Raw genomic sequence first — 26,081 nt, forward strand, 5'->3', positions numbered from 1 at the left:
AGTAACACTGCCTACAGGCTCATCGCACTTGCCAAGCGAACAAATCAGTACCAAACCTACACTAGCATCAACATTACTAGGTGCTGCTCCCTACGTCCAGGAAGCGTTACAGTGGCAAAAAGAAAAAAATTTGTGGGTTTGGGACCGCCATTTTATGGCGGTCCCAAACCCACCCCCCATAAAGCCCTCTGGGTTATCGACTGCACGCATTTTGTTAGTCGATGATAATGCCGATATGCGAGACTATGTAGCGCGTCTGCTACAAAAGCAATGGCAAGTACAAGCTGTAGCTAATGGAGCAGCTGCACTAGCTGCTGTTTGTGAGCAACCGCCAGATTTGGTACTTACTGATGTGATGATGCCAGAAATGGACGGGTTTCAATTGCTGAGTGCATTGCGTGCTGACCCAAAGACAAAAGGTATACCCATCATCCTACTGTCGGCTCGTGCAGGGGAAGAAGCGGCAATTGAGGGTTTGCAAGCAGGAGCTGATGACTACCTGATTAAGCCTTTTTCGGCTCGTGAACTGCTAACTCGTGTAGAATCTCATTTACACTCTTATCGTCTGCGCCAGGAGCTATTTTCTAATCGCTTCAAAGATGAATTTATCGCAACAGTTACGCACGAACTTCATGCTCCCTTAGTTGCTATTCTTGGCTGGACTCGTTTACTACGTTCCAAGGCGCTTGATGAGGCTACTGTTTTACGTGCTTTAGATACAATTGAACGCAATGCTAAGAATCAGGCAAAGCTAATTGAGAATTTGCTAGACATTTCAACTATTATCTCAGGTAATGTTTGCTTGGCTCGCCAGCCAGTTAAACTCACGGAGATTATTGAAGAAGTTATCAATACGTCCTCAAATGCTAAGGAAAAGAAGATTCATATTGTAAAAACGTTCCAGGCAACTTGTCAACAAAATGACACCGTTTTCGGCGATCGCGATCGCTTGCAGCAAATTGTCAGAGAATTACTTGCCAATGCAATTAAATTTACACCCAAGGGGGGAGTTATAGAAGTTTGGTTTGATGCTATCGCTTCTCAAGCGACGCTGCAAATCAAAGATACAGGTGTGGGAATTAGTGCCGAGTTTCTGCCTTACGTTTTCGATCGCTTTACTCAAGCAGAGGTTCCCAGCAGACACTCACCAGGAGGATTGGGACTGGGGCTTGCGATCGCTCGTCAACTCGTCCAACTGCACAAAGGTACAATTGAGGTAGCGAGTGAGGGAGTTGGACGAGGCGCAACGTTTATTGTCAAGCTGCCATTAGTTTGATAGGGGAATATGGCAAAAGACATTTTTCACAATATTGTCAAGCTAGCACTGCAAAAAGACGGCTGGACAATCACCCACGATCCCTATCGTCTGCGCTATGGCATTGCCGATATTTACATTGACCTTGCGGCAGAAGAAGCTATTGCTGCCGAAAAAGCAGGACGTAAAATTGCAGTTGAAATCAAAAGTTTTGTGTCAAGTTCAGCTATTTCCGAATTTCATACTGCCCTTGGACAATTCTTGAATTATCGTATTGCCTTAGAAGTTTCAGAAGAACCAGATCGCATTCTTTATTTGGCAGTTCCAAGCGATGTACACCAAAGCTTTTTGCGGTTTGAACCAGCCAAAACCGTGATAGACCGCTATGACGTTCGATTGATTATTTACAATTCAGATCGAGAGGTGATTGAGCAATGGATCGAGTAAACCAATATCGCCAAATTGTACAGGATTTTTTAGAAGATTTTGCCGCTGACGATCCAGAAGCTCAATTAATCTTTGATATTGAGCGCGATCGCTATCTCGTTATGCACAATGGCTGGCGCGGCGAATATCGTATCTACGGTTGCGCTATGCAGCTAGACCTGATTTCGGGCAAAGTCTGGATTCAGCACAACAGCACTGAAATTTTCATAGATCGAGAACTGATTTCGCGTGGTGAGGCAGCCCCCGTCTTGGACGCCACTTGCTTTATGCCGGGAGACCCGTCCAACGCAGTGGCTCCGCTTCCCGTCGATGGGGGACTGCCGAACCCGAAGGGCATTGCATCCCAAGATATTGTTTTAGGATTGCGATCGCCCAAGGTAAGAGAACGGCTTGCCGCTGCTTTACACACAGATGTTGGCAGCAAGCCTTGAAGTGAAACCATATTAGACCGTTCCCACAAGTTGGGAAACCGTTCCCACAAGTTGGGAAACCGTTCCCACAAGTTGCGTAACGGTTCCCACAAGTTGCGTAACGGTTCCCACAAGTTGCGTAACGGTTCCCACAAGTTGGGAAACGGTTCCCACAAGTTGCGTAACGGTTCCCATAAGTTGCGAAACGGTTCCCATAAGTTGCGTAACGGTTCCCACAAGTTGCGAAACAGTTCCCACAAGTTGGGAAACGGTTCCCATAAGTGTTTTGGTAGCGACTGTCTTATATCATGTCCGCATAATTAGTTTATATCAAGTCCGGTTAATCGCTTATGATTACCGCGTCTGAGCAAAAATCGCAAAAGTCTCTTTCCCCCTGCACCGAAGCGCTCCCTGCTTTCTTGCGGTCTTATTTCTGGTGGGGATTTCAACCTCAACACGCTCAAGCAATCGATCTTGGGATGGCGTTTTAAACCCCTTTAAGTAAGATAAAATTGTTGCCAAAGCCAAAGCCATAAGCGCCATGCTACGACCTCAAAGAGAAACAGTCACGCTAGAGGATATTGTCATCACCGAGGAGTTGTCCCGGCGAAACCCTCGGACTGCAAACTTACTAAGAGAAAATCAGGCATTGCACGCATTGGTGCGGCAGTTGGTGAATCAGCCGGAAACGATGCTCCAAACTGTAGTTGACATTGCACTAGACTTATGCTGTGCAGAAACCGCAGGAGTCAGTTTACTCGAAGTGCTGCCCAGTGGGGAAGAAGTCTTTCGCGCTCATGTATTAAAAGGAACAGAGGAACAGTACGGCGGCACAATACCCCGTAATTTTAGCCCCTGTGGAATTTGTCTCGATCGCAATGCCCCTGTGCTTTATTCCCATCCCGAACGGTATTTCACCTATTTGCAGGAAGTAAACACTCCCATCGTTGAAAGCTTAGTATTACCCTTAATTGCGGACGATCGCGCTTTTGGCACAATCTGGATTTTGTCGCATGATCAACAGCGGCACTTTGACAGTGAAGATGTGCGGGTGATGGCGAGTTTGGCAGACTTTACCGCTGCCACTCTACTTTTGAATCAGCGACAAACTAAGGAACTGCTGGCTGCCAACGCTACCTTAGAAACGGAAATTGCTGAACGCAAGCAAGCCCAAGAACGTTCGCGTGCTTTGATCGAGAATCTACCGGGTGGGGCTGCGTTTGTCGTCGATCGCGATCTCCGCTACCTGCTTGCCGAAGGAGAAGCGTTGTCCGCAGCCGGATTTAAACCCGAAGATTTGGTGGGGCAGACGATTTTCGAGGTGATGACGCCGGAATTAACGGTGAATTACGAGGTGCTGTACCGTCAGGCTCTTGCTGGCGAGCCATTTGAGCATGAACACGATGCACACGATCGCTCGTTCATCTCACGCGGAACGCCGCTACGGTTGCCAAACGGCGAAGTTTATGCAGTGCTTGCCGTTTCCTATGACATCAGCGAACGCAAACAAGCCGAAGCCGATGCTGCTGCCAATCTCGAAGACACGCAACGGCTGCACGAACTCAGTACGCGGTTGGTGGCTGAAGATGACATTCAAACGCTGTATCAAGAAATTGTGGCAACGGCGATCGCCCTCACACGAGCAGATGCGGGATCGATCCAAATTCTCGATGAAGCGACACAGGATCTCGTGCTGCTTGCCACTCAAGGCGCGGGGCAAAAGCTGACGGAGCATTTCTATCGCGTCAACGCGGGTTCAAACACGCCTTGCGGTATAGCATTGACAACGGGCAAGCGCACCTTCGTTGATTTCGATGTGCCAGAGAGCGAAGACCCGCATGCGGAAATGCGACTGCACCGTGAGGAGGGCTATCTCTCGGCACAGTCCACACCGCTGATTACCCGTTCGGGCAAAGCGATCGGCATGGTTTCAACTCATTGGCGCAAACACCATCGACCCACAGAACGCGAACTACGCTTTCTCGATTTACTCGCCCGCCAAGCCGCTGACCTGATTGAGCAACGACAAGCCCAGGTCGCCATTGCCGCCGACCTGCGAGATACTCAACGCTTACACGAACTGAGCACCTACCTGGCATCGGAAGACAATATTCAGGTGCTTTACGACGAGATTGTGGCTGCTGCGGTTGACCTCATGCAGGCTGATGCTGGGACAATTCAAATTTTGGAAGAAGAAACTCAATACATATTATTGCTTGCTAGTCAAGGTTTAGAACAAAAGACAGTCGAGTATTTCTATCGTCTTGACGCTAGTTCCAATACTGCCTGTGGCATTGCTCTAGCAACTCGAAAACGGGCAATTATTAATTATGATGTACCCGCCAGTGAGGACCCCGGTGGTTCGCTGCAAAAGCTCGTAGAGGCAGGATTTCTCTGCGGACAGTCAACCCCCCTAATTTCCCGTTCGGGCAGAGCGATCGGCATGGTTTCGACCCACTGGTGCAAACACCATCGACCGACAGAACGGGAACTGCGCTTTCTCGATTTACTCGCCCGCCAAGCGGCTGACTTGATTGAGCAGCGGCAAGCCCAAGTCACCTTGCACGAATCGGAAGCCAAATATCGATCGCTGTTTAATTCGATTGACGAAGGCTATGCGCTTATCGAAATGATACGAGACGAAAACGGGCGAGCGGTTGATTACCATATTCTGGAAGCCAATCAGGTCTGGGGACGGCAGACGGGACTCGAAAATCCGATGGGCAAATTGGGCAGCGAGCTTGCCCCAAATACCGAAAGCTACTGGCTCGAAATCTATGACAAAGCGGCGCGGACGGGCGAAACGCAGCGCGTTGAAAATTACCACGAACCGACCGGGCATTGGTATTCGGCTTACGTCTCGCGCATCGGCGGCGAGGGCAACCGACAAGTCGCCATTGTTTTCGACGACATCACCGATCGCAAACAGGCAGAAGCACAATTGCGTCGTGCTGCTGAGATGGATGCGTTCCGGGTCAAGTTGTCGGATGCACTGCGATCGCTCTCCGACCCCGCAGAGATTCAGGGTGAGGCAACTTGTCTGTTGCGCGAGCAATTCGATGTCGGCTGGTGCTACTATGGCGAGTTCGATGAGACTGGCACGGTTGCGACAATTCTGCGAGATGCTGTGAAAGAAGGCTTGCCGTCGATAGTTGGCGTTCATGATCTCTCAGAAGTTCCAGAGTTTACCGATTTCCTGCACGCAGGAAGTGTGTTCAACGCCCCAGACATATCCACTTTTCCGTTGTTCAATCGGCTCATCGCCGAGCGTTATAACGCGATCAAGATGAAGTCGGCTCTGGGCGTGCCACTTGTCAAGAACGGGCGGCTGATCGCGCTCTTGGTGCTGGTTGATACGTCGTCGCGAGAATGGACGGATGACGCAATCGCGCTCTTGGAGGACGTTGCTGATCGCACCTGGGCGGCGGTCGAACGCGCCCGTGCTGAACAAGCCTTGCGCGAATCGGAGGATAAATATCGATCGCTGTTCGAGACGATGGGACAAGGCTTCGCGCTCGCCGAGCTCGTCCGGGACGAGGCGGGCAAAGCCATCGATTATCGCATCGGCGAGATCAATCCGGCTTTCGAGCGCTACACAGGCATACCCGTCGCGTCCGCGCAAGGTCGGCTGATCAGCGAGTTGTTCGGGGGTGTCGATCCTGATTTGCTGGAGCTTTTCGACGGCGTAGTCCGCAGCGGCAAGTCTCAGCGATCTCAACTCTTTTTTCCGCCGCTCGACATCTGGTTCGACCAATTCGTCTACCCCGCCAGCGGTGATCGCGTCACCGTGCTCTACGACGACATCACGACCCAGAAGAAAGCGGACGCGATGCTGCGCGAGAGTGAGGAGCGGCAGGCATTTTTGCTAAAGCTCAGCGACGCACTGCGCCCACTGGCTGACTCCGTTGAAATTCAGGCGGAAGCGAGTCGGCTGCTGGGCGAACATTTAGGCGTTGACCGCGCCTACTACGTCGAATTCAATGAGGCGGGGAGTTACACGCGCGTCAATCAAAATTATTTGCGCGGTGACTCGCCCTCGCTCGTTGGCGTTTATCAGGTAGCGGATTACGACTGGACTATGCCGTTCCTTCAAAGGGGCGAAACTATCATCGTCGCGGATGCGGAAACCTCGGACATCATTCCCAAAGCCGACCGTGAGATGATGGCGGCTGTCAGGATTACCGCGCATATCACCGTACCGCTTATCAAAGCAGGCAAGTTGGTAGGCTCGCTCTGCGTCACCGAATCCGCGCCGCGTGAGTGGTTGGCGGCGGAAATCGAACTCGTCCGCGAAACCGCCGAACGCATCTGGGCAACCATCATCCGCGCCCGTGCCGAAACAGAATTGCGCGAATCAGAAATTCAGCGGGTTCGAGAACAATCCGCCCGCGAAGAAGAACGTCAACGCGCTGAATCACTGGCAGAACTCGATCGCGCCAAAACAAACTTCTTCAGCAACGTCTCGCACGAGTTTCGGACTCCGCTGACGCTGATGCTGGCTTTGCTGCAAGATGCTTTGAGCGATTCGTCCAATTCCCTAACTCAAGAACAACGCGAACGTCTAGAACTTGTCCATCGCAATAGCTTGCGTTTGCTGAAACTGGTTAATACCCTGCTCGACTTCTCCCGCATCGAAGCTGGACGCATGGAAGCAGTTTATGAACCAACCGACTTGGCACTGTACACAACTGAGTTAGCCAGTGTATTTCGTTCTGCCATTGAACGGGCTGGGCTGCGGCTAGTGGTCGATTGCCCACCAATAAGCGAGCCTGTATACGTAGACCGGGAAATGTGGGAGAAAATTGTTCTCAACTTGCTCTCCAACGCCTTTAAGTTTACCTTAGAAGGTGAAATTGCCGTCAGGCTGCATCTTGCTGATGACCGTCATGTAACGCTACAGGTAGAAGATACAGGCACGGGCATTGTACCTGAAGAATTACCCCATCTTATGAAGCGATTTTACCAAGTGCGAGGAACAAAAGCCAGAACTCATGAAGGGTCTGGTATTGGTTTAGCTTTAGTGCAGGAATTAATTCGACTGCATGGCGGAACTGTAGATGTCAGCAGTACCGTGGGAGTAGGAAGCTGCTTCACCGTCACAATTCTATTAGGTACAGCCCACCTGCCAAGCGTTAGCGTTAGCGAAGCGGTAGCGACGTTAGGAGCGTCAGCGGGGCGCGATAGCGCACGTCGCCTACAACTCGATGTAGGCGATCGTATCACAGCAACACGCACGCTGACATCAACTGCATTAGGTGCTGCACCTTATGTTCAAGAGGCAGAGCGCTGGTTGCCGGAAGAAGCAGGGGGGCAGGGGGCAGGGGAGAAAATAGATACTCTTTCATCTATCTCAAATACTATTTCGGCGAACTCAGAAACTATTTCGGCGAACTCAAATACTATTTCGGCGAACTCAGAAACTATTTCGGCGAACTCAAATACTATTTCGGCGAACTCAAATACTATTTCGGCGAACTCAAATACTATTTCGGCGAACTCAAATACTATTTCGGCGAACTCAAATACTAAAACTGCCCCCCCAGATCATATCCTCGTTGTCGATGATAATGCCGATATACGCGATTACCTTAAACGTATATTAAGCGAACACGTTAAAGTAGAAGCTGTCGCAGATGGAACAACTGCACTGGCAGCGGCTACTGAGCGAGTGCCAGATTTGATACTCAGTGATGTAATGATGCCAGGGTTAGACGGTTTTGAGTTACTGCGAGCATTACGGGCTGATGCGCGGACAAAAGAAGTACCCATCATCTTGCTGTCTGCCCGTGCTGGAGAAGAGTCTGTAATTGAAGGGCTGCAAGCTGGTGCTGACGATTACCTAATTAAACCCTTCTCTGCCAGCGAACTTGTCACCCGTGTCTTAGCCCATCTCCAAATGGCACAGTTGCGCTCCCAAGCACTCCACCAGGAAAAAACAATCAATCGTAAGAAGGATGAATTGCTAGCGACAGTTTCTGACGAACTTAATACCCCCCTGGTCGCTATTCTCGGTTGGACGCGGTTACTGCGTAGCAGCCAGCCCAATCAATCGATGTTGACGAAATCCTTGGAGACGATAGAACGCAATGCCACTTTGCAAGCCAAACTGATTGAAGATTTGCTAGATATCTCGCGCATCACGGCGGGTAAAATCAGTCTAAATCTCCAGCCAGTTGAACTGCAAGAAGTAATTGAAGCTGCGATCGCCACAGTGCATCAAAGTTGTACAACTAAAAACATTCGCTTAAAGTGTACGCTTGACCCTTCACCAACAATAGTACAAGGCGATCCAGACCGTTTGCAGCAAATTATTTTGAATTTACTTACTAATGCCGTCAAATTTACTCCTACTGGAGGAAGAATTAAGGTTTGTGTTCAAACTAATGAAACTCAAGCCCAAATCTCAGTAAGTGATACTGGCTGCGGAATAGATGCCGAGTTTCTGCCATACATCTTTGACACTTTTCGTCAAGCATCAGCCTCTAAAAAAGGACTGGGGTTAGGACTTGCGATCGCACGCAACCTCATAGAACTCCACGGTGGTACTATCCACGCCCAAAGTCCTGGTATTGGGCAGGGTGCAACTTTTATTGTCAAATTACCCTTAATATAGCGCTTCCTAGCTTTTATTACGAAATCAGTTTTTTTATATCTGTTTTTTTCAACCATTCCTGCACAAATTCCATCCCTTGATCTAAAGAAACATTCGGTGTATAACCTAACTGATTCTTTGCTTTTTCAATCGAATAAGCATAACGTCGAGTTAAAAAATCTATAGATTCCGGCAAAATATCTACTTCTTGACCTAACATTTTTTGTTGCAAACATTGCAGCTTAATTAAAAACTTAACAACAGATGCAGGGAGAGAAAAAGGTTTAGGTAAATTTGCAACTTTAGCTAAACGAGTCGCATATTCTTTCCAAGTAGTTTCTTGCCCATCAGTGACATTAAAAGCTTCTCCGTAAGCTTCTTTTTCGATAGCGAGAAAAATTGCATCAATCAAGTTATCTATATATATATGATTCATTATTCCGCTTCCACCGTTAGGTAGAAAAAACTTTCTTTTGTGCATTAGTGAAAGCGGACGAATTACCCAAGAGTTACTTCCAGGTCCATAGACATCTGCGGGTCGAATAATAATCACGCCAAAATCGGGCGAATTTAACTTTAAAAGTTCTTTTTCGGCTTCGATTTTTGTTTGACAGTAAGGATTATTATCGCCGTAAAAAGGTCCTGATTCTGTCACTTTGTTGGGATAATTAAAGCCATACACCATAACGCTAGAAATGTGAATAAAGATTTTTGCTCCAGCGTTTTTGGCAGCATGAGCCATATTTAAGCTTCCACCAACATTTACCTCGCGAAACTCTTCTAACGCGCCTCCTTCTTTCACCAGGGCGGCTGTATGCATTACAATATCAACGCCTTGGCAAGCGTGTGAGGCTGCAATTGGGTCGGTGATGCTACCGATAACGACTTCTGCGCCGAGGTTTTGAGCTAATTTTGCCTTAGCTAGGGAGTGTTGGAGTCCGCGAACATGCATATTGTGAGCGATCGCTAACTCGGTAGCACGTAAGCCAATAAATCCCCCAATTCCGGTTATCAGTAAAGTTTTGTTTTCAAGGTTCATAAATTTATTTTGTGTTGATGTAGTAAGCGCTTCAGCGCTTGTTTTCAAAGCACTGAAGTGCTTACTACGAGAAGTGCAATATACTTAGTCAGCCAAATTCAAGAAACCGCTTTCAATCAAATAAGCGGTATAAGTCATAAACAATTTGGAGTCAATTGGCGCACAAATAACCCCACTTCCTGCTAATGCATTCAGGGTATCCTCACAACTGATTTCCGGTCTTCTTGCTTTCAAATATAAATCGGGAATAGTCAATTGTTCTTCAGACCTACGCTCAAGTAAAAAGGGTCGCAGCGTGTATAAAGGATTTTCCGCAGAAGTCACATTGTTAATTAATTTTTCTTGCCAAGCGTCGTAAGAAATCACATCAACTGGATAACCAAAAGAACGCACCCAATCAACTAAAACAGTTAAAGGAACAGGTTGAGGATGTTGTAGATGAAAAGCTTTACCTATCGATTCTTTCTGTCTTGATAGATAAACAATAGCTTTACTTACATAGTCTACAGGAGACATATCCAACATATAATCTACTTCCGGGAAACTTCCCATTTGCAGACAACCTTTTGCCATCAAACAGATAAAATCGTGTGTGTTGGAGACACCAGTTTGGCTATGTCCGGCTATTAATGGGGGTCTGTGGATAGTAATTGGGAGTCCGCGATCGCCTGCAATTTTAACTAACTTTTCTGCAACCCATTTTGTTTGAGAATAACCAAGATGAATACCTTGCCAATGCTCAAATTCATCGTCTTCTTTGACAACTTTACCAGCATAAGCATTAGATTCAAAAACAGCGACGCTGGAAACATAATGTACAGGTTTAACTTTGATTTGACATGCTAATTTCAAAATTTCCTGAGTTCCCAGAACATTAGCTGCTTTCAGTGCTGAATAGGGATAAACATAATTCAACAAAGCAGCACTATGATAAATAGTGTCAATATTTGTCGCCAACATTTGAAATTGTTCGGCACCAATTCCTAACAATGGCTGAGACAAATCACCAACAACAGGAATGATTCGGGAATTAAAACTATCATCCCAAAGTGCATACTGTCGGAGATTTTTTATCAGTTTATTTTTGCCTTCCTCTACATTGGCAGCACGTACTAAGCAGTAGATAGTAGCTTGCGTTTGCTGTAGCAATTCTTCGATTAAGAAAGCTCCGAGAAAACCAGTTCCACCAGTTATAAAAATTCGTTCTGGTTCAACTACAGGCTGAAAAGATAATGTAACAGGACGGATGCTAGAATCGAGAACAGCTTCAGCTTTCAAATCTACGACAGGAGTTGTATTCTTGATAACCGAATTTGAATCACCGATAACTTTTGTATCTTCTGATTCTTCAGCTAAACGCTGTGAAAGTGATTCAATATTTGGATAATGCCACAGTAGAACTGGAGACGGTTGAAATCCGAGTAAATCTTCCAATCTACTCACAATCATCATTGCCTGTGCTGAACTCAAACCGTAGTTTTCCAAGTTTTCTTGGATATCTATTTCATCAGTTTCGACTTTGAGCAATTCAGCAATATTTGACACTAAAAAGGTTTGGATATCTTCAGCACTATGAGGCTGATTTGCGGTATTTGATAAGCTCATTTACACACCTAAAATTTAGAAACTTCCGGACGATATTGACTGTAAAAATCTGCTACTTGCAATCCTTGAATTTTCAAGTTTTGTATGCGATATAAAAATGCGGCTCCTGTCATGATGTGATGAGCTACATCAACTACTCGGCGATTTTCTGGCTCAGATAAATAAGAACCGCGTACCCAGTCATTGAAGCTACCCATAGCGGGACCGCACCAAATTTGATAATCGACTTCTCGACCTTTTTCACCAGAACTAGACCAACGCGAAGATAAGCCTAAATACCAACGAAAAATTAGAGCCATTTTCAATTTAGGATTATTGACTGCTTTCGCCAATTTTTCCGGATTTTTTTGCGATAAATAAGCAGCAGTTCCTTCCCATACTTCAGCTATAGTTTTGCGGAAAACTTGTTTTTCTAATTTCTCTCTTTCAGCAAGAGGAATTTCTTCAACCGAGTTATAGCTTCTATATAACTCATATAATTTCTGCGCTCGCATGGGGAAGAGAGTTGCTCTTTTGAGGACTTGAAGTTTTACCCCCATTTCAAACATATCTGCTGCCGGTGCCATGATGACATCAGCCATTTCTGCTTGAGCTAACAATTTCTTAGTATGTTCGCAAGCTCCAGATTCAATACACGACTGATTAATTGAACCAGTAACTACAAAAGCAGCACCCATTATAAAGGCAGCTAACGCTGATTCTGGGGTGGCAATTCCTCCAGCTACACCAACTCTAATCGGTTTTTCGTATTGATATTGTTCTTGAATTTCATCTCTCAAGGCAATAATTGAAGGTAACAGACAAACTAGGGGACGATTATCTGTATGACCACCAGAATCGGCTTCGGCAATAATATCATCAGCCATTGGAACTTTGGCTGCTAAATTAGCCTGCAATTCACTAATTAATCCTTGTTGAAGTAATTCTTTGATAATTTTTGCTGGCGCTGGTTGCATAAATTTGCTAGCAACTTCTCGGCGCGAAATTTTAGCAAGAACTTTGTTTTTTATTTCGATTTCATTTGCTGCATTCAAACTTAATCCAGCAACACGGTAATAAACAATGTTGGGAGTTAAGTCTAAAAATGCCGAAGCTTCTACAGTTTTTACGCCATATTTAAGGTATAAATCTACTGCACGACGTTCAATTGCAGGTTCGTTGGGACTGTGAATTAAATTAAAAGCGTAAGGACCATAAGGTAAAGCTTCTTGAATGCGTTTAATGGCTACTTCCAGACGTTCTGGACTTAATCCACCTGCACCAAAGGAACTCAAAATTTTCTCTTTTCCTAGTGCGATGACCATTTCTTCAGAAGCAATTCCCCCAGCCATTGCGCCAGTCGCATAGGCATATTTAACATTATGAAAAGAGAGAAAAGTGGGGTCGCCTAAGTTTTGAATTGAAATTGGTGGAACAGCCATCAGCAGTTCTACTGTTCCTGGTTTACCGCTATGTTCGTTAGGACAAGAATAACCTTCGTTAGTGACACCGATTCTGCCTTCAACTCTAACGATATAACAAGGTTTATCTATAGCCAAAAGTTTTTCTTTGATACCTTGGCGGTCAAAAGATACACAATCTAAGGAACATTTCCAAAGCTGATTTTGGTTGTAAGATGAGGCAGAAAAACGAAGCCCATCATTATATTTATTCGATAGCGTATCTACAGTTTTCAATGTGGTTAACCCTCAAAATAGAAGTGATAGATTATTATGTAGTAAGCGCTGAAGCGCTTCAGCGCTTACTACATCTCTTTACTGATTAAGCAAATTTTCGGCGCAGGCTAACTGTAATTGAATGATTTCGCTCATTTGCTGGCTAAATTCCTGTCTAGCTTGTAGAAACGCGGTGTGGGTTTTTGTAATGCTTGAATTGTTCTTACTCAATTTTTGATACTGAGAATTACGTAAATCGCTTAGATTTACTGTATGATTTATCTCAGTTGCAACAGGTGGACGAGGAATCGATTGAGTAATTCTCTCTTTCGTGGTGGTAGACTGATAAGATTGTGATATTTCTCTAGGCTGAAAACTGTTATCAATGATATTTTTCATGGGAACTTCCTCTTGTTTTGTTGGAGATGGCGGAATATTGTTGTGTTTGCTACCAGCCTTGGAAGAATTTATCAGTTCTCTAGTTTGTTCTTGGATGGAAATACGTTTTACTACTTTTTTCTGAGCTTGATTTTGGAAAAGTTTCCGGTTTTCTTCACTCAGGATTGTAGAAAGAATTGGTTTACCACCTAAGGTGATATTTCTAATTGTTGGTAATCGTTGACTTGTAGTTTCTTTTGCCTGAATGTAGAGTGGTGATAAGTCGAGTTCAACTCGATGGCTGACGAGTTTAGCTAATGCTTTAACAAAAGATGTATGGTCATCTACACCTCTTCGATTTAGGGATACGGTGAGATGTTCTTTACCATCGAGAATTTTGTCAATCCACCGAGAACAAACGCTACCTGCACCGGCTTCGATAAATATTTTCGCTCCATCGGAGTAAACTTGATTAACTAATTGGAGAAAATCAAGTTGTGAACAAAGGACTTTGGCGACACTGTGAGCGATCGCCTGACTTTCAAGTGCGATCGGTTTATGCTCCAATGCTGAGTAAAAAGTAGCATCAGGAAGGTTTTGACTTGTCGGTAATGTGTTAACTTTAACTAGTTCTTCGTACTCCGATTGCATCGGTTCGCAATGTATTACGTGGTCGAAGGGAGCGCGGAAAGCATCGCAACCCAAAGTTTTAATTACTCTCTCACAAGCTGCTGTTTCACCAGCAATTACAACTTCTTCGGGTGTATTAATCTGAGTTAAATAAACGCGGTTCTCGTTTTTAATACACTCTTGCACCTCAGATGCTGAGGCTATCAATACATAGTTACTCCAAAAATTGTTGTCGTTTGATGCTGCTTTTGGTAATCCCCAATATTCACGAACGGCGTTTTTTGCACCAGATAATCTTTCACCAAATAAAGGTGATGAATTAAAGTTGTTACTTCCTTGGTAAAAATTGCTCCAAATTCCTTGAGCAACCATCATACTAGTTTCACCCAAACTATATCCAAAGACAAATTTTGGCTTGATTTGAAAATCGTCTTGGATGATAGTTGTGGTGAGTCTGGTATGCAGCATTTCTGCTTCAAATAATGCCAAAGAATCATCTAAGAGTTGCTTTTCCAAAGTTTCTAATTGTCTGGTTGTCAACTTATTCAAGCTTCTGGGAAATACCAATCTCTCAACGTCAGCAGCACGCTTGTAAAGACTTTGAACAATCTCGTCATTGTGGACTTTGGGAAATAAGCGGAATAAATTCCGACCTAAACCAACATAAGCGTTAACTGCTGCTGGATAAACGTAGGCAATACCGCCTTGTTTACCTAATGGTTTAGCCGTAAAATAACTACCAAGAGGTGTTAGCCAATCTATATCTTTTTCAAAGGCATTATTTACACCTTTGCGTGCAGATTCGATTTCTCTGGTTAATTCTTTTTTGTTACGTCCGAGAATGGAGAGAGCATATTTTGCATCAGGATTCTGTTTAAAAGCAGTAAAACTATGGTTAGCTGTAGCTGACAGAGAAGAAGACTTTTCGATACTTTGTTGGAGTGCGGTAAGATGCTGTAGTAATTCGGTGCGATCGCTTGCTGCAATTGGAAACAAATAAAATGGGGTTTGCTGTAAATATGTGCTGCTGCGTTCTTTCTGGTTCGGTTGTTCCGACAAGATGACGTGGGCAAATGTCCCATCTATGCCCATGCTGTTAATTGCTGCTACTCTGCGCGTGCTTTCTTTGCCGAGAAACCAAGGTCTAGATTCGGTAGCGACGTAAAAAGGACTACCTTGCCAAACTTGCGGCGTTTTCACTCCAGACCATTTCGGGCATCCGGGAATATATCTGTGATAGAGACACAGAGCGGTTTTTATCAAACTGGCGATTCCCGACGCCACAAAGGTGTGACCGATGTTAGCTTTAACACTACCAATTGCACAATCTAATCCATCCCCAGTCGGAGGATAAGCTTGCAGTAACCCGGCAATTTCCGCTTCGTCTTCTTGGGGAACCCCACTACCGTACACTTCCAGATACTTAATCTCTTTCGGTTCAATACCTGCAATCTGGAAAGCTTGTTTGCAGGTAGAGTTGACGGTCTCTGTATCTGCGGTGACGATACCGCTATTTAATTGAGTTGGAGTATGATGACCTTGCCCCAAGCTAAGAGCATCAATGACTGCATAGATGCGTTCCCCTTTTTCTAGCGCGGTGTCGTGACGTTTGAGGACAACTGCTCCCGCACCTTCACCAACCATCCAGCCGTCGGCTTTTTGGTCATAACTGAGAGTTGGGACACCTGTATTAATTTTTGCTAATTGACTCCGCAATAATACATTTTCCACACCGCCAGCTAAGTCTACAGCGCCAACTAGCACAGTATCAACTTCTCCGGAAGTAAGTAGCATTTCTGCCACTTCCAGCGCTTTGAGAGCAGAATTTTCTACCGCTGTGATGGTGAAGGAAGGACCGCTAAAATTCCATAGCGAAGAAATCCGACTCGCCATGATGTTACCGATGTAACTGAGATATTCACCAATATCAACTTGATGGTGAAGTCCGTCTTTAACAATCGTTTCTAATTGAGTAACTTTTTCGCTAGGTAAGGAAATTTCCCCAGCGTTTAAACCATCTTTTATTTGCCAGGAGAAATTCCATCGTTGCTGTAACTGATGAACAGATAGTTCGGTTTCAGCAGCAATAATTACTGCGACATTTTCACCCTCTTTAATTTGTGCATCTTTCAAAGCGCGATCGGCAACTTTTAACAGTAATAATTGTTGCGGATTTAACTTTTCTACTTCATTTGGGGGAATTTTGTAAGCGAAAGTATCGATTTCAAAATCTTTAATGTATGCTCCTATTGGTGCTTTCCCTTCTGGTAAATCGTACTTCTTAAGTAAGGTTTCTTGCTCTTCGATACCTTGCCATCTTTTCGGTGGTAAAGAAATAAAATGCTGTGTTCCGTCATAAATGCTACGTTCAAAAGCATCTAATCCATTGCACTCACCAAAAAAGGCATCCATACCGACGAGGGCAATTTTTGCAGATTGTTCAGTCATTGTCTTTTTCCCCTCTTTCGAGAATTAAATGAGCGTTAGTTCCACCAAAACCAAAAGCACTTAGAGCTGCACGTTTAACTGATGCTTTTCCCCGCCATTTAGTGGCATTTATAACAATTCTTTTAGGTGCAATTACATTGTCATCAGAGCCGATAGGATCGGTGACATTAATTGTTGCGGGAATTATATTTCCACACATGCTCAAAATGACTTTCATTAAGCTCACCGAACCGGCAGCAACCATTAGGTGTCCGACATTTGCCTTCACAGAACCGACTAAAGGTGTTGCTTGATGTTCACCAAAAAATGTTTCGACAGAGTTAAATTCGGTGGTATCTCCTAATAATGTGCCGGTAGCATGGCACTCCATGTAATCGATATCTTTGGGGCTGAGTTCAGCTTCAGTGTATGCTCGCTCAAAAGCGAGAATTTGCCCTTGAGAATTAGGACTTAATAAATGCTTGCCCCTACCATCGTTTGAGAGTCCAATGCCGCAAATTGTCGCTAAAATGTTATCGCCATCTCTGATAGCATCACTGTGTCTTTTTAAGACAAACATTCCTATACCGTCGGCGGTAATTAGCCCTCTGGATGTGTTGTCTAAAGGACGGCTGATGTCATTTTCGGGATATCCTTGGATACCACAAAAGAACATTCGCAAAAAGAGCGGATCGGCACAACTAATTCCCCCAGCTAGCATTAAGTCAGCTTTATGCGATCGCAAATAATGAGATGCCAGTTTAATCGCATATAAAGGTGAAGAACAAGCTGCGTCTAAGCAAAAATGAATATTCGATAAAGACAGAGCTTGAGCGACCATCGCTGCTGGAAAGCCTGATATCATAGCGTTATAAGGAGACGCTTTGATAGATGTCGCTAAAGAAGGCAAATGAAAGTCTTTCTCTTGCAAAAGTTCCTGAATTGCTGGCTGTATTGTTTGCTGATAAATAGGAGCAAACAATTGATTAGAAGCTTTTGTAGGTAAAGATAAAGTACCTAAAATTACGCCGCATTTAGAGAGTACAGCTTGATTGCCCAAATAACCACTTTGCTGAATCGCTTGTTTAGCAGCGTACAGCGACCATTGAAAAGTGTTATCCAAACTAGCAAGTAGTTCGGGTGGTAAATTATATTCAGTTGGCTCAAATTTAAAGTTACGGACAAATCCTCCATTGAGGTTATAGATTGTTTCGGGTTTCCCTTTTACTGGATCGTAAAAGATTGCCGGATCTACTCCGATATCCTCAATAGTTACAGATGATATTGAATCTTTCTGTTCGTTAAGATTCTGCCAGAATTCTTCTGGATTTTTAGCCCCAGGAAAAAGGCATGATAAGCCAATTATGGCGATTTTCTCCACTGCTGATATCCTCGTTTGGGTTTAGCTAAAGGGGGTCAATTCAAATTTGAATTGTCTTATACCAAGTTGCGAGTAAATATGTCATTCTCAAAGCGTCCTTTTAGAATCCCGGTTTCTTGGAGAAACCGGGATTCTCGTTTCTTACGAACTGCTGTGAGATAACTTTTTTACGTTTATGCAACTTGGTATCAGTAATTACTGAATCCCCGAACTTGAAAGGATTTACGCTATTCCCCAAACTGAAAAGGATTTATCAGGATTTACGCTGTTGTCGGACTAGAAGTAATGTTACTCGTTTCCCACTTAAGAAATACTGTTTAAAAAACCGCAGAGACGCAGAGAAAGATGTGGGAAGGGAGTAATTAGAGGTATGTTAGTTGAAGGAAAATTACTTACGCTTGGATAATTGCATGGGCCAAATTACGGCTTTTGCTCCGATAATGCGTGAGTAAATTTCACCTTCGCGACTGTGGAGAATGAAATTAGCTGTTACGCCGGTTTGTGTTTTTCCTTCGATTTCGCACGAAACATAAAAAGGTTCGTTGCATGGTGTGACTGCAAACTGTTCGGAATGAGTTAACTGTCCGGGTAAACAAACTTCTTGATGCAAATGGCTTAACCAAATCCATAAGGATTGTGTACTCAAGTCAGTTGTGTAAGGATTGTGCCAGCGAACTGGAAATTGTCCTTGTTGTTGTTCTGTGATGTTTTCCCAAAGACATTCTACTGTAATTTTTTGGGGATTGATGTTTAAAACTCTGGTGATTTTCTGAAAGGCTGGTCCGTGAAATAATGTGGAATCTCCATTTTGATAAAAAGCTTTACCAGTGGTGGTAATGATGTTATCTTCTTCCAGATTAAGTCCATCATAGATAGGAACGGCTGGCATTTCTCGCAGAAGGGTTACAAAAGCTTTGAAATGATAGTGAGTTTTTCCTTGTGGAGTTTTACTCAAAATTGTAGCTTGAAATTCGATACTTTGAGAACCAACTTTAGCAACTTCTTGCAGTTCTAAAATATGTTCACTAGCTAAGGTTTGATTGAAAGTAATTCCTTTCAATACTTTGAATTCTCGGCAATTGTTATATGTGTAACCTGGGTAGAGTTCTTCACAAGCGTTAATCATCCATGACATCGCGCAAGTTGCTGGCAAAACTTGAGAACCAGCTATTGTATGATCCACTAAAAAGGGATTAGCTTCTAGTGTCATTTTCCGACGAATGCGATAGGTGCGTAGTTCGGAATCTAACTCTGCTGGAGGTGGAGTAATTGGACTACCAATGACAACTTGTGTGGTAGCGCGATTAACAGCATTGAGCTCTTTAACTAACATTTTTGTGCCGACTTCTACGGGAATAATATCAATTCCTCTTTCGGCAAAGGCTTTTTTGAGTTCTGGTGTCACCATTCCGCTATCCCAACCACCCCAATTGATAGCGACGACGTGACAAGCAGGATATTTTTGTTTAATTAAATGAGCCGATTTGTTGAGAATTTCGTTAGCGATCGCATAATCAGTCTGTCCAATATTCCCATAAAAACCAGCTACGGAAGAAAACAAGACTAAATGTTGCAGTTGACTCGGATGCACGCAAGCTAAAAGATTTTCTAACCCCTTAACTTTTGCCGTGTAAACCTTTTCAAAATCCTGCTCAGTTTTCTTTTCAATCAACTTATCGGCTAAATTACCAGCACCATGTATAATGCCAGTAATAGCACCTGTACGCTTGACAACAGCGGCAATTTTCTCCTGTAAAGCGATAGGATCTGTGACATCGACGCTGATATATTCTGCCGTGCTTCCTGCCTTTTCAATGCTGGAAATTGTCTCTTTAATTTCTCGACTAGAAATAATGCTGTTATACACCTTTTGTACACTCATGGGTGTAGGCTTCTCTCCTTGAGAAAGAAGATTTTCCATGATGCGTTTTTTCAGTACAGGTTCTTCAAAACAACCTTGAGCAAACTCTGGCTCAGATTGAGCGATCGCACTTCGACCAAGTAATATAAACTTTCCAGATTGATGCTGTGCTAATTTGATAACGCACTGCGCTGTAATCCCTCTTGCACCACCACTAACTAGAAAAACTGATGTTGTAGAATTTTGTGTTTGTGTTGTCATAAATTTCCTGTTAATTATTACGTAGTAAGCACTTCAGTGCTTGAAATGCTTGAAATAGGCGTTGAAACGCCTACTACAGGGCAGGGAAACCCCGCCCCTACAACTAACAACTCCCAACGCTGACGATAGTTACTCTACCTTGCGAACCATATCCAACTTCACTGATACAATTATTCGGGTCGTGAAGTTCGGCTATGATATGTTGTGCTGACTCTTGAGCGCTAATAGCTGGATGCAAGTCAATCGCTCGACAAAATACTTTTTGCCATTCCCATTTCAAGGTCTTAGTTAATCCAAATAAACCGGCACTGATGGGACCATAATTTACTTTGTGTTCCAGTCCAAATGCTCCATCAAGACGCGCAGTGGTGCAGAACAAACTGCGTCCATAACGTGCGGCTTCATTTAGGGATTTTTTCAGATGTTTTGCTATCAGAAAAACGTGTTTCACGATCGCCTTTTCTTCTGCAAGATAAGGAATTTTCCCGTTGTGGCTGACTTGAAAGGCTGGATTGAGATGGATAAAAGCTCCAACCGTGCCATAATTAAGAGCGATCGCACTCAATTGTTGTTGCAAATGTTCCTCGGTTAAATCCAACAACTTGACATTAATCACTCCTGCTGGTAAAACCGATGTTTGGAAAACAACCGATTGAGGGAAACTTAATACAACCACTTTCCAGCCTTTTTCTATCAGTAATTCAGCCACTTGAGAAGTAGTGAGGGAACCATCATCGGTAATTAAACAGATGTGTCCCTCTGGTAAATTGAAGTCTAAAGAATCGGGTGGGGGCAGAATTTTCAGTTGGACGGGACGACGTTGCACATTATGTTTAACGTTGTCTAATTCCTCGTCTGACTCATACTGAAACTTTTTTTTTTCACCTCCAACCAGCTTCTGGAGATAATCGACAATTTGACCGATGGTGCGTAAATCTCCCAATTCTTCTACATTCGGCTTGGGTAAATCGGGATACATTTCTTGCATCGCACCCAAGATTTCTACCCGTTTGATTGAGTCAATCCCCAAATCAGCTTCCATATCCATGTCGAGTTCTAACATCTCTACTGGATAGCCGGTCTTGTCACTGGTGATGGCTAACAAAGTTGCACCTAAGTCTGCAATCTCACTAGCTGCTGATGCATCTATTGTTTCAACTGTTTTTGTGATTTCGATTTCCGTAACTACTGGCTGAGAAATAACAATTGCCGGAACTTCCGTAGTTGTTTGTACTTCTTGAATAGCTATTTCTACGGAAACTTTTTGCGAAGCATGAGATTGCAGATATTCGACAATTTGACCGATAGTGCGTTTTTCTGCTAGTTCCTCAAGATTTGGCTTAGGCAAGTCGGGATACATTTCTTGCAACGCACCGAGGATTTCTACCCGCTTAATCGAGTCAATTCCTAAATCAGCCTCCATATCCATATCCATTTCCAGCATCTCGACTGGGTAGCCTGTTTTATCGCTGGTAATGGCTAAAAGGTTGTTACCCAACTCAGTCAAGTTTACCGTCGCATCAGAAGTAGTTGCTAATGTAGATTGTGTGCTGATTGCTACATTTACGTTGACTGCGGGTGCTTCGACAATCGGTTGCGGTGGTGTTTCTACAACCTTGGCGGTGACTGCGGGTGCTTCAACTACAGGCTGAGGTGTTTCTATTACCTTGACGGTGATTGCGGGTGCTTCAACTACAGGCTGCGGTGGTGTTTCTACAATCTTGGTGGTGACTGCGGGTGTTTCAACAACCGGCTGAGGTGTTTCTACTACCTTGACGGTGACTGCGGGTGCTTCCACAACAGGTTGCGGTATTACTGGGGTAGTGACAACGGGTGCTTCCACAACAGGTTGGGGTGCTGTTTCCAATACCTTAGCGACAGGTGCGGGTGCTTCTACAACAGGCTGATCGTTGACGGTATCTGAAGAACCTAGTCCCCAGTCCCTAGTCTCCAGTCCCCCAGAAACTAACTGTGCATACTCCTGCTGTATCAGTTGGAAAAAGCTCTTGGTATACTCTACCTGATCCTTGAGATACTGCTCATGAATGCGTAGGGTTTCACCTTGTTGAGAGTGAAACTGCATCATGCTACGCTCTAAACTTGCCTTGAGAACTGGTAAAAGTTCTGCCGCTGACTGTGAAGAGTTACCAGCAAACACAGAATTCTGTTGCTGCATCAGTTGGAAAAATGTTCTCGCATATTCCATCTGATGATTCAGATAAGTTCCGTGAAGTTGTAAATTTTCGCTTTGATTTTGTTGAAACTGTGTCAGGAGGAACTCTAAACTTTCTAAAACCTGTTGGTAATTTAAAGGTTTTTCTGGCTTGGGCATATGCGACTCCAGAACTGGTGGATGAGATGGCGCAGGTTGAATCTCAGGAGTTTCTATGGTAATATTACTTACCGCAGACGTATCGATAACGGCGTTTTTGTTGTGTCCGTTGCTTTTGATAACTGCTGGTGTGGGAGTAGTCACTTCTAACTTCACTTCCACTCCTTCTTCAGTGGTAAAGACGGGAACGACAAGCGCATTATCTTCAGATTGGCTGACGGGTAATGTTACTTGATGTCCGTCTTGCAAAGCTGTAGCAAAGGCGTTTTTTGTTTTTTCAGAGCGATAGTTGGTGCCGTTTAAGCGGACATTTAACGCTTTGTTTTTCTGGGTTGGGGGAACTTGCGGTGTAAGTTGGTAGGGGTCGAGATTTTTCAGAGACAAACCAGCTACACGCAACTGCACAACTGCTTCTCGCAAAGAACGATCGCTATCTTTTTGAGCGCTGGGATTCAAAGCGATCGCTAAGTGTGGGCGATCGCCTAAAATATCTTTCACCAAGTTAGACAGAATTCTCCTCGGTCCGAACTCCACAAAGCAATAACCACCCGCAGCATAGATATTTTCAATCTCCTGCTTAAACAGCACCGATTTTGAAAGGTGAGATTCTAAAACTTGGTGAATTGCTTGCGGTTCTTGAGGATACTGCTTACCTGTCACGTTGGTGAAAACAGGTATTTTCGGACTTTGGAAAGTGACAGTTTTACTAGCGATCGCAAAGGATTTTTGAGCAAAGGCAATCAGTGGTGTGTGGAAAGCCGCAGAAACAGGTAGCAAAACAGCCGCGTATCCTTTTTCTTGCAAAGCTTGCCGCACTTTGTTGATTTCGGTCGTCAGTCCCGCTAAAACAATCTGATTTGGGGAATTTTGATTAGCGATCGTCACTTGGGGAAAGTGCTTTAAAACAGCTTCCACCTTACTGATATCTTCTTTGACAGCCAGCATCGCTCCCGCATCATGATCGGGGTCTTGGGGAGCCGCCATTGCCTGTCCTCTAGCTTTTACGAGATATAGGTAATCTTCCTCACTCACAACCCCCGCAGCCCATAAAGCGGTGAGTTCTCCAAAGCTGTGTCCGGCAACGAAATCTGACTCAAACCCGGCTTCTTGCAAGATTTTATACATACCTGCGCTCAACACGCCAATTGCAGGTTGAGCATATTCTGTGCGTTGCAATGCGGCAACTTGAGCATTTTTCTCTGCTTCCTCAAATGCCGGTTGAGGAAAGACGATTTCTGAAAGTGGCTGCAAATTGTCTTTGAGTAACAGACTATCCATGTAGCCATAAAGACGCCGCAAGCTGGGGAAATTCATCGCCAGTTCTCGACCCATTTCTAGGTATTGCGAACCTTGTCCAGAGAAGAGAGAGACGACTTTGCCTTTGAGGTTAAGACCAGAAGCGCGGTAATATACTCCTTGGGGATGTTCCCAAGCTGGAGATGAAGCGCGATTTCTCAGACAATCGAGACTAATTTGCAGAAATTTGGCAGCTTGTGTCAGAGAATCAACAACAAATCCGACTCTAGGCGCATTTAAAGGAATTTCTGTAGATTTGCACTCTTCAATTAGTGCAGCATAATGCTTGTCAGCATCAGGTAAGCGTAAGTTACCTAAAATCTCTTCACATTTGCTCACCAATTGCGCGTGAGTTTCTGCGAACAGCACCACCTCACTCGGCGTATTGTGTACGCGGTAAGCACGATTGTGTTCGGCTGTATGTTCTTCTAAAACAACGTGATAATTTGTCCCGCCAAAGCCGAAAGAACTGACACCCGCACGTCTTGGGGGTTCTCCTTCTGCGCGAATCCAAGGTCTAGTTTCGGTATTCAAATAGAACGCAGAATTTTTGATATTTAGTTTCGGGTTCGGTTCGGTAATGTTGATTGTCGGGGGCAATATTTTGTGATGTAGCGCCAAAGCAGTTTTAATTAAACTTGCCGCACCCGCTGCTGCTTTGGTGTGTCCGATTTGCGACTTCACGCTACCAAGAGCGATATGCTGTCTTTTGTCTTCACCAAAAAACTCTCTCAAAGATGAGAATTCGGTGGGGTCGCCTGCCATTGTACCTGTACCGTGCGCTTCCACCAAACCGATACTTTCGGGTGCAAAGCCGGCATCTTCATAAGCGCGTTCTAAGGCTTTTACCTGCCCTTCTAGACGCGGTGCATAGATGCTTTTATACCGTCCATCGCTAGATGTGCCGATACCTTTAATGACTGCATAGATTTTGTCATTGTCTCGTTCCGCATCTTCCAGCCGTTTGAGCAAAATCATCCCGACACCTTCACCTAGCATCATCCCATCCGATTTAGCATCGAAAGGTTTGACTTTATCACCAGGAGAAACCGCCGGTGTTTTGCTGAAAGAGATATAAGCCATGACGGAGTTATCTAAGTCAACTCCACCAGTTAGCATCATGTCGCTGCGATGTTCTGTCAACTCGCTAATTGCCAGTTTTAAAGCACCGAAAGAACTCGCACAAGCAGCATCAACTACACAATTTATCCCGCCAAAGTTGAGACGGTTGGCAATTCTGCCGGCGACTACATTACCTAACATGCCGGGAAAGGCGTTTTCGTTCCAATTTACATAGGCGCTTTTGATTTTATCGACGATTTTTTGAGTATCTTCATCAGATAAACCGCTGCTTTTGAGTACTTTTTCCCAGACGGGATATTGCAATCTGGCTGCTAGTGGCATTGCTAATTGTCCACCTTGCGCGACACCTAAAACTACACCAACGTTCTCGCGATTAAACTCGCGAAGTTCGTTGTAGTTGGCATCTTCCATTGCTTCTTTGGCAATGACTAAACTTAGCAGTTGAGAAACATCTGTAACTTCTAAAATGTTAGGAGGCAATCCGAATTCCATCGGGTTAAAATCAACTTCGGGAATGAATCCGCCTCGTTTGCAGTAAGTTTTATCTTTGGTTGTTCTGGGGTCTGGGTCGTAGTATTCATCTATGTTCCAGTGTGAAGCGGGGACATCGGTGATACAGTCAATTTTGTTGACGATATTATCCCAGTATTCTTGTAAGTTTCGCGATTGCGGAAAAAGAGAAGCCATGCCAATAATGGCTATAGGATTGTGTTGAAGTTGTCTGTTAATTTTGTTGATTGACATTTTATTTTCCGACTTCATTTTTTTCTCCTCTATAACCTTAAGCACAGCCTGTTCACAATTGTTTATCTGGTCTTTCAACTGCTGAAGTGCAGTATCAATTGAATAAGCAGACATAGGAGGTAGCCTGATTCTTAGTACTGTGGAGTGTGAAGCTACAGCAATTTCTATTGCCTACCAATGCAGGAACTATCTCTTCTAAGCAGCGATCAAAAGCCGCCTTAAAGGGCGATCGCTATCAAAAGAAGTGTTCGCTTTCTTCTAAATGCTTTTATCGATTGGCAACACTACATAACACAACAGGCGATGCCGCAACAAAACTATACAGCAATACAATGAATGATATTGTGTTGTTATGTCGATTACATTGTTGAAATCAGTCTAAGCCTAATTGCAGTGCCCCTTCTGCTTGACTAATGAATGGAAAGAGTGAAAATTGAGCAGTAGCTATAACGCATTTTTTTCAGACCTGGTTTGATTATCTAGCTCAATTGCAGCAACGTAGCTGGTGTTAATAACCACGTTCTTATGATTGATAAATGTCATAGCCAGTTTCAACGTCCCGGATAATACATTTTATAGAACTCACCTTCAAAAAGTTGACAATTACGTTACAAAAAACATCACCTTTAATCGGGATTTATCTAAGACTCGGAAAAACAATAAAACTATCGCTTCGGTGATGGCA

General features: G+C 44.3%; 12 protein-coding genes. 5 read left to right on the forward strand and 7 right to left on the reverse strand.

The genetic code is table 11. The features are described from left to right. The 5 genes from PI95_RS09870 to PI95_RS35795 form a co-directional block, all read left to right on the forward strand. Positions 1 to 1,276: hybrid sensor histidine kinase/response regulator (locus PI95_RS09870; RefSeq protein ID WP_236117012.1), on the forward strand; the 1,276-nt coding region annotated here is incomplete at its 5' end. Positions 1,277 to 1,285: 9 nt separating this feature from the next. Continuing rightward, positions 1,286 to 1,702 (forward strand): XisH family protein, encoded by a 417-nt coding sequence (locus PI95_RS09875; RefSeq protein ID WP_039752414.1) that lies wholly within the window; start codon positions 1,286 to 1,288, stop codon positions 1,700 to 1,702. Continuing rightward, entirely contained in the window at positions 1,690 to 2,133 is a 444-nt protein-coding gene (locus PI95_RS35785; RefSeq protein WP_039752415.1) for a XisI protein, read from the forward strand. Before PI95_RS09875 ends, PI95_RS35785 begins: the two co-directional genes overlap by 13 nt. Positions 2,134 to 2,226: 93 nt before the next feature. Continuing rightward, complete coding sequence (locus tag PI95_RS37455; RefSeq protein ID WP_507236759.1) at positions 2,227 to 2,436, forward strand: hypothetical protein; 210 nt, start codon at positions 2,227 to 2,229, stop codon at positions 2,434 to 2,436. 217 nt (positions 2,437 to 2,653) lie between these two features. After that, complete coding sequence (locus PI95_RS35795) at positions 2,654 to 8,725, forward strand: GAF domain-containing protein (protein WP_236117013.1); 6,072 nt, start codon at positions 2,654 to 2,656, stop codon at positions 8,723 to 8,725. A 16-nt stretch (positions 8,726 to 8,741) separates the two neighbouring features. On the opposite strand, the gene PI95_RS09910 is transcribed toward PI95_RS35795, so the two are convergent. From PI95_RS09910 to PI95_RS09935, 7 genes are all read right to left on the reverse strand, one after another. Next, positions 8,742 to 9,743 (reverse strand): NAD-dependent epimerase/dehydratase family protein, encoded by a 1,002-nt coding sequence (locus PI95_RS09910; RefSeq protein WP_039752418.1) that lies wholly within the window; start codon positions 9,741 to 9,743, stop codon positions 8,742 to 8,744. Between the two features lie 84 nt (positions 9,744 to 9,827). Beyond that, on the reverse strand, positions 9,828 to 11,348 hold the full coding sequence (locus PI95_RS09915; protein ID WP_039752419.1) for a thioester reductase domain-containing protein: 1,521 nt from the start codon (positions 11,346 to 11,348) through the stop codon (positions 9,828 to 9,830). Between the two features lie 8 nt (positions 11,349 to 11,356). Beyond that, positions 11,357 to 13,024, reverse strand: a complete 1,668-nt coding sequence (locus PI95_RS09920) for a PfaD family polyunsaturated fatty acid/polyketide biosynthesis protein (RefSeq protein ID WP_039752420.1) — start codon at positions 13,022 to 13,024, stop codon at positions 11,357 to 11,359. 78 nt (positions 13,025 to 13,102) lie between these two features. Then, a complete protein-coding gene (locus tag PI95_RS09925) occupies positions 13,103 to 16,459 on the reverse strand; it encodes a PfaB family protein (protein WP_039752421.1) in 3,357 nt (1,118 codons plus the stop codon). Continuing rightward, positions 16,452 to 17,819: a beta-ketoacyl synthase N-terminal-like domain-containing protein gene (locus tag PI95_RS37155; RefSeq protein WP_039752422.1), complete on the reverse strand. Its 1,368-nt coding sequence runs from the start codon at positions 17,817 to 17,819 to the stop codon at positions 16,452 to 16,454. The genes PI95_RS09925 and PI95_RS37155 overlap by 8 nt, the downstream gene beginning before the upstream one ends. Positions 17,820 to 18,207: 388 nt before the next feature. Beyond that, positions 18,208 to 19,941: an SDR family NAD(P)-dependent oxidoreductase gene (locus PI95_RS09930; protein WP_039752423.1), complete on the reverse strand. Its 1,734-nt coding sequence runs from the start codon at positions 19,939 to 19,941 to the stop codon at positions 18,208 to 18,210. 103 nt (positions 19,942 to 20,044) lie between these two features. Continuing rightward, positions 20,045 to 25,510 (reverse strand): type I polyketide synthase, encoded by a 5,466-nt coding sequence (locus tag PI95_RS09935; protein ID WP_039752424.1) that lies wholly within the window; start codon positions 25,508 to 25,510, stop codon positions 20,045 to 20,047. Positions 25,511 to 26,081 lie beyond the last annotated feature (571 nt).

The sequence above is a fragment of the Hassallia byssoidea VB512170 genome, from assembly GCF_000817785.2.
Taxonomy (GTDB): Bacteria; Cyanobacteriota; Cyanobacteriia; order Cyanobacteriales; family Nostocaceae; genus Hassallia; species Hassallia carrinoi.

Coding starts and splice junctions, on each gene's coding strand:
- PI95_RS09930 (WP_039752423.1), bottom strand. CDS start 19,941: ATGACAACACAAACACAAAATTCTACAACATCAGTTTTTCTAGTTAGT.
- PI95_RS35795 (WP_236117013.1), top strand. CDS start 2,654: ATGCTACGACCTCAAAGAGAAACAGTCACGCTAGAGGATATTGTCATC.
- PI95_RS09935 (WP_039752424.1), bottom strand. CDS start 25,510: ATGTCTGCTTATTCAATTGATACTGCACTTCAGCAGTTGAAAGACCAG.
- PI95_RS09925 (WP_039752421.1), bottom strand. CDS start 16,459: ATGACTGAACAATCTGCAAAAATTGCCCTCGTCGGTATGGATGCCTTT.
- PI95_RS09910 (WP_039752418.1), bottom strand. CDS start 9,743: ATGAACCTTGAAAACAAAACTTTACTGATAACCGGAATTGGGGGATTT.
- PI95_RS35785 (WP_039752415.1), top strand. CDS start 1,690: ATGGATCGAGTAAACCAATATCGCCAAATTGTACAGGATTTTTTAGAA.
- PI95_RS09915 (WP_039752419.1), bottom strand. CDS start 11,348: ATGAGCTTATCAAATACCGCAAATCAGCCTCATAGTGCTGAAGATATC.
- PI95_RS09875 (WP_039752414.1), top strand. CDS start 1,286: ATGGCAAAAGACATTTTTCACAATATTGTCAAGCTAGCACTGCAAAAA.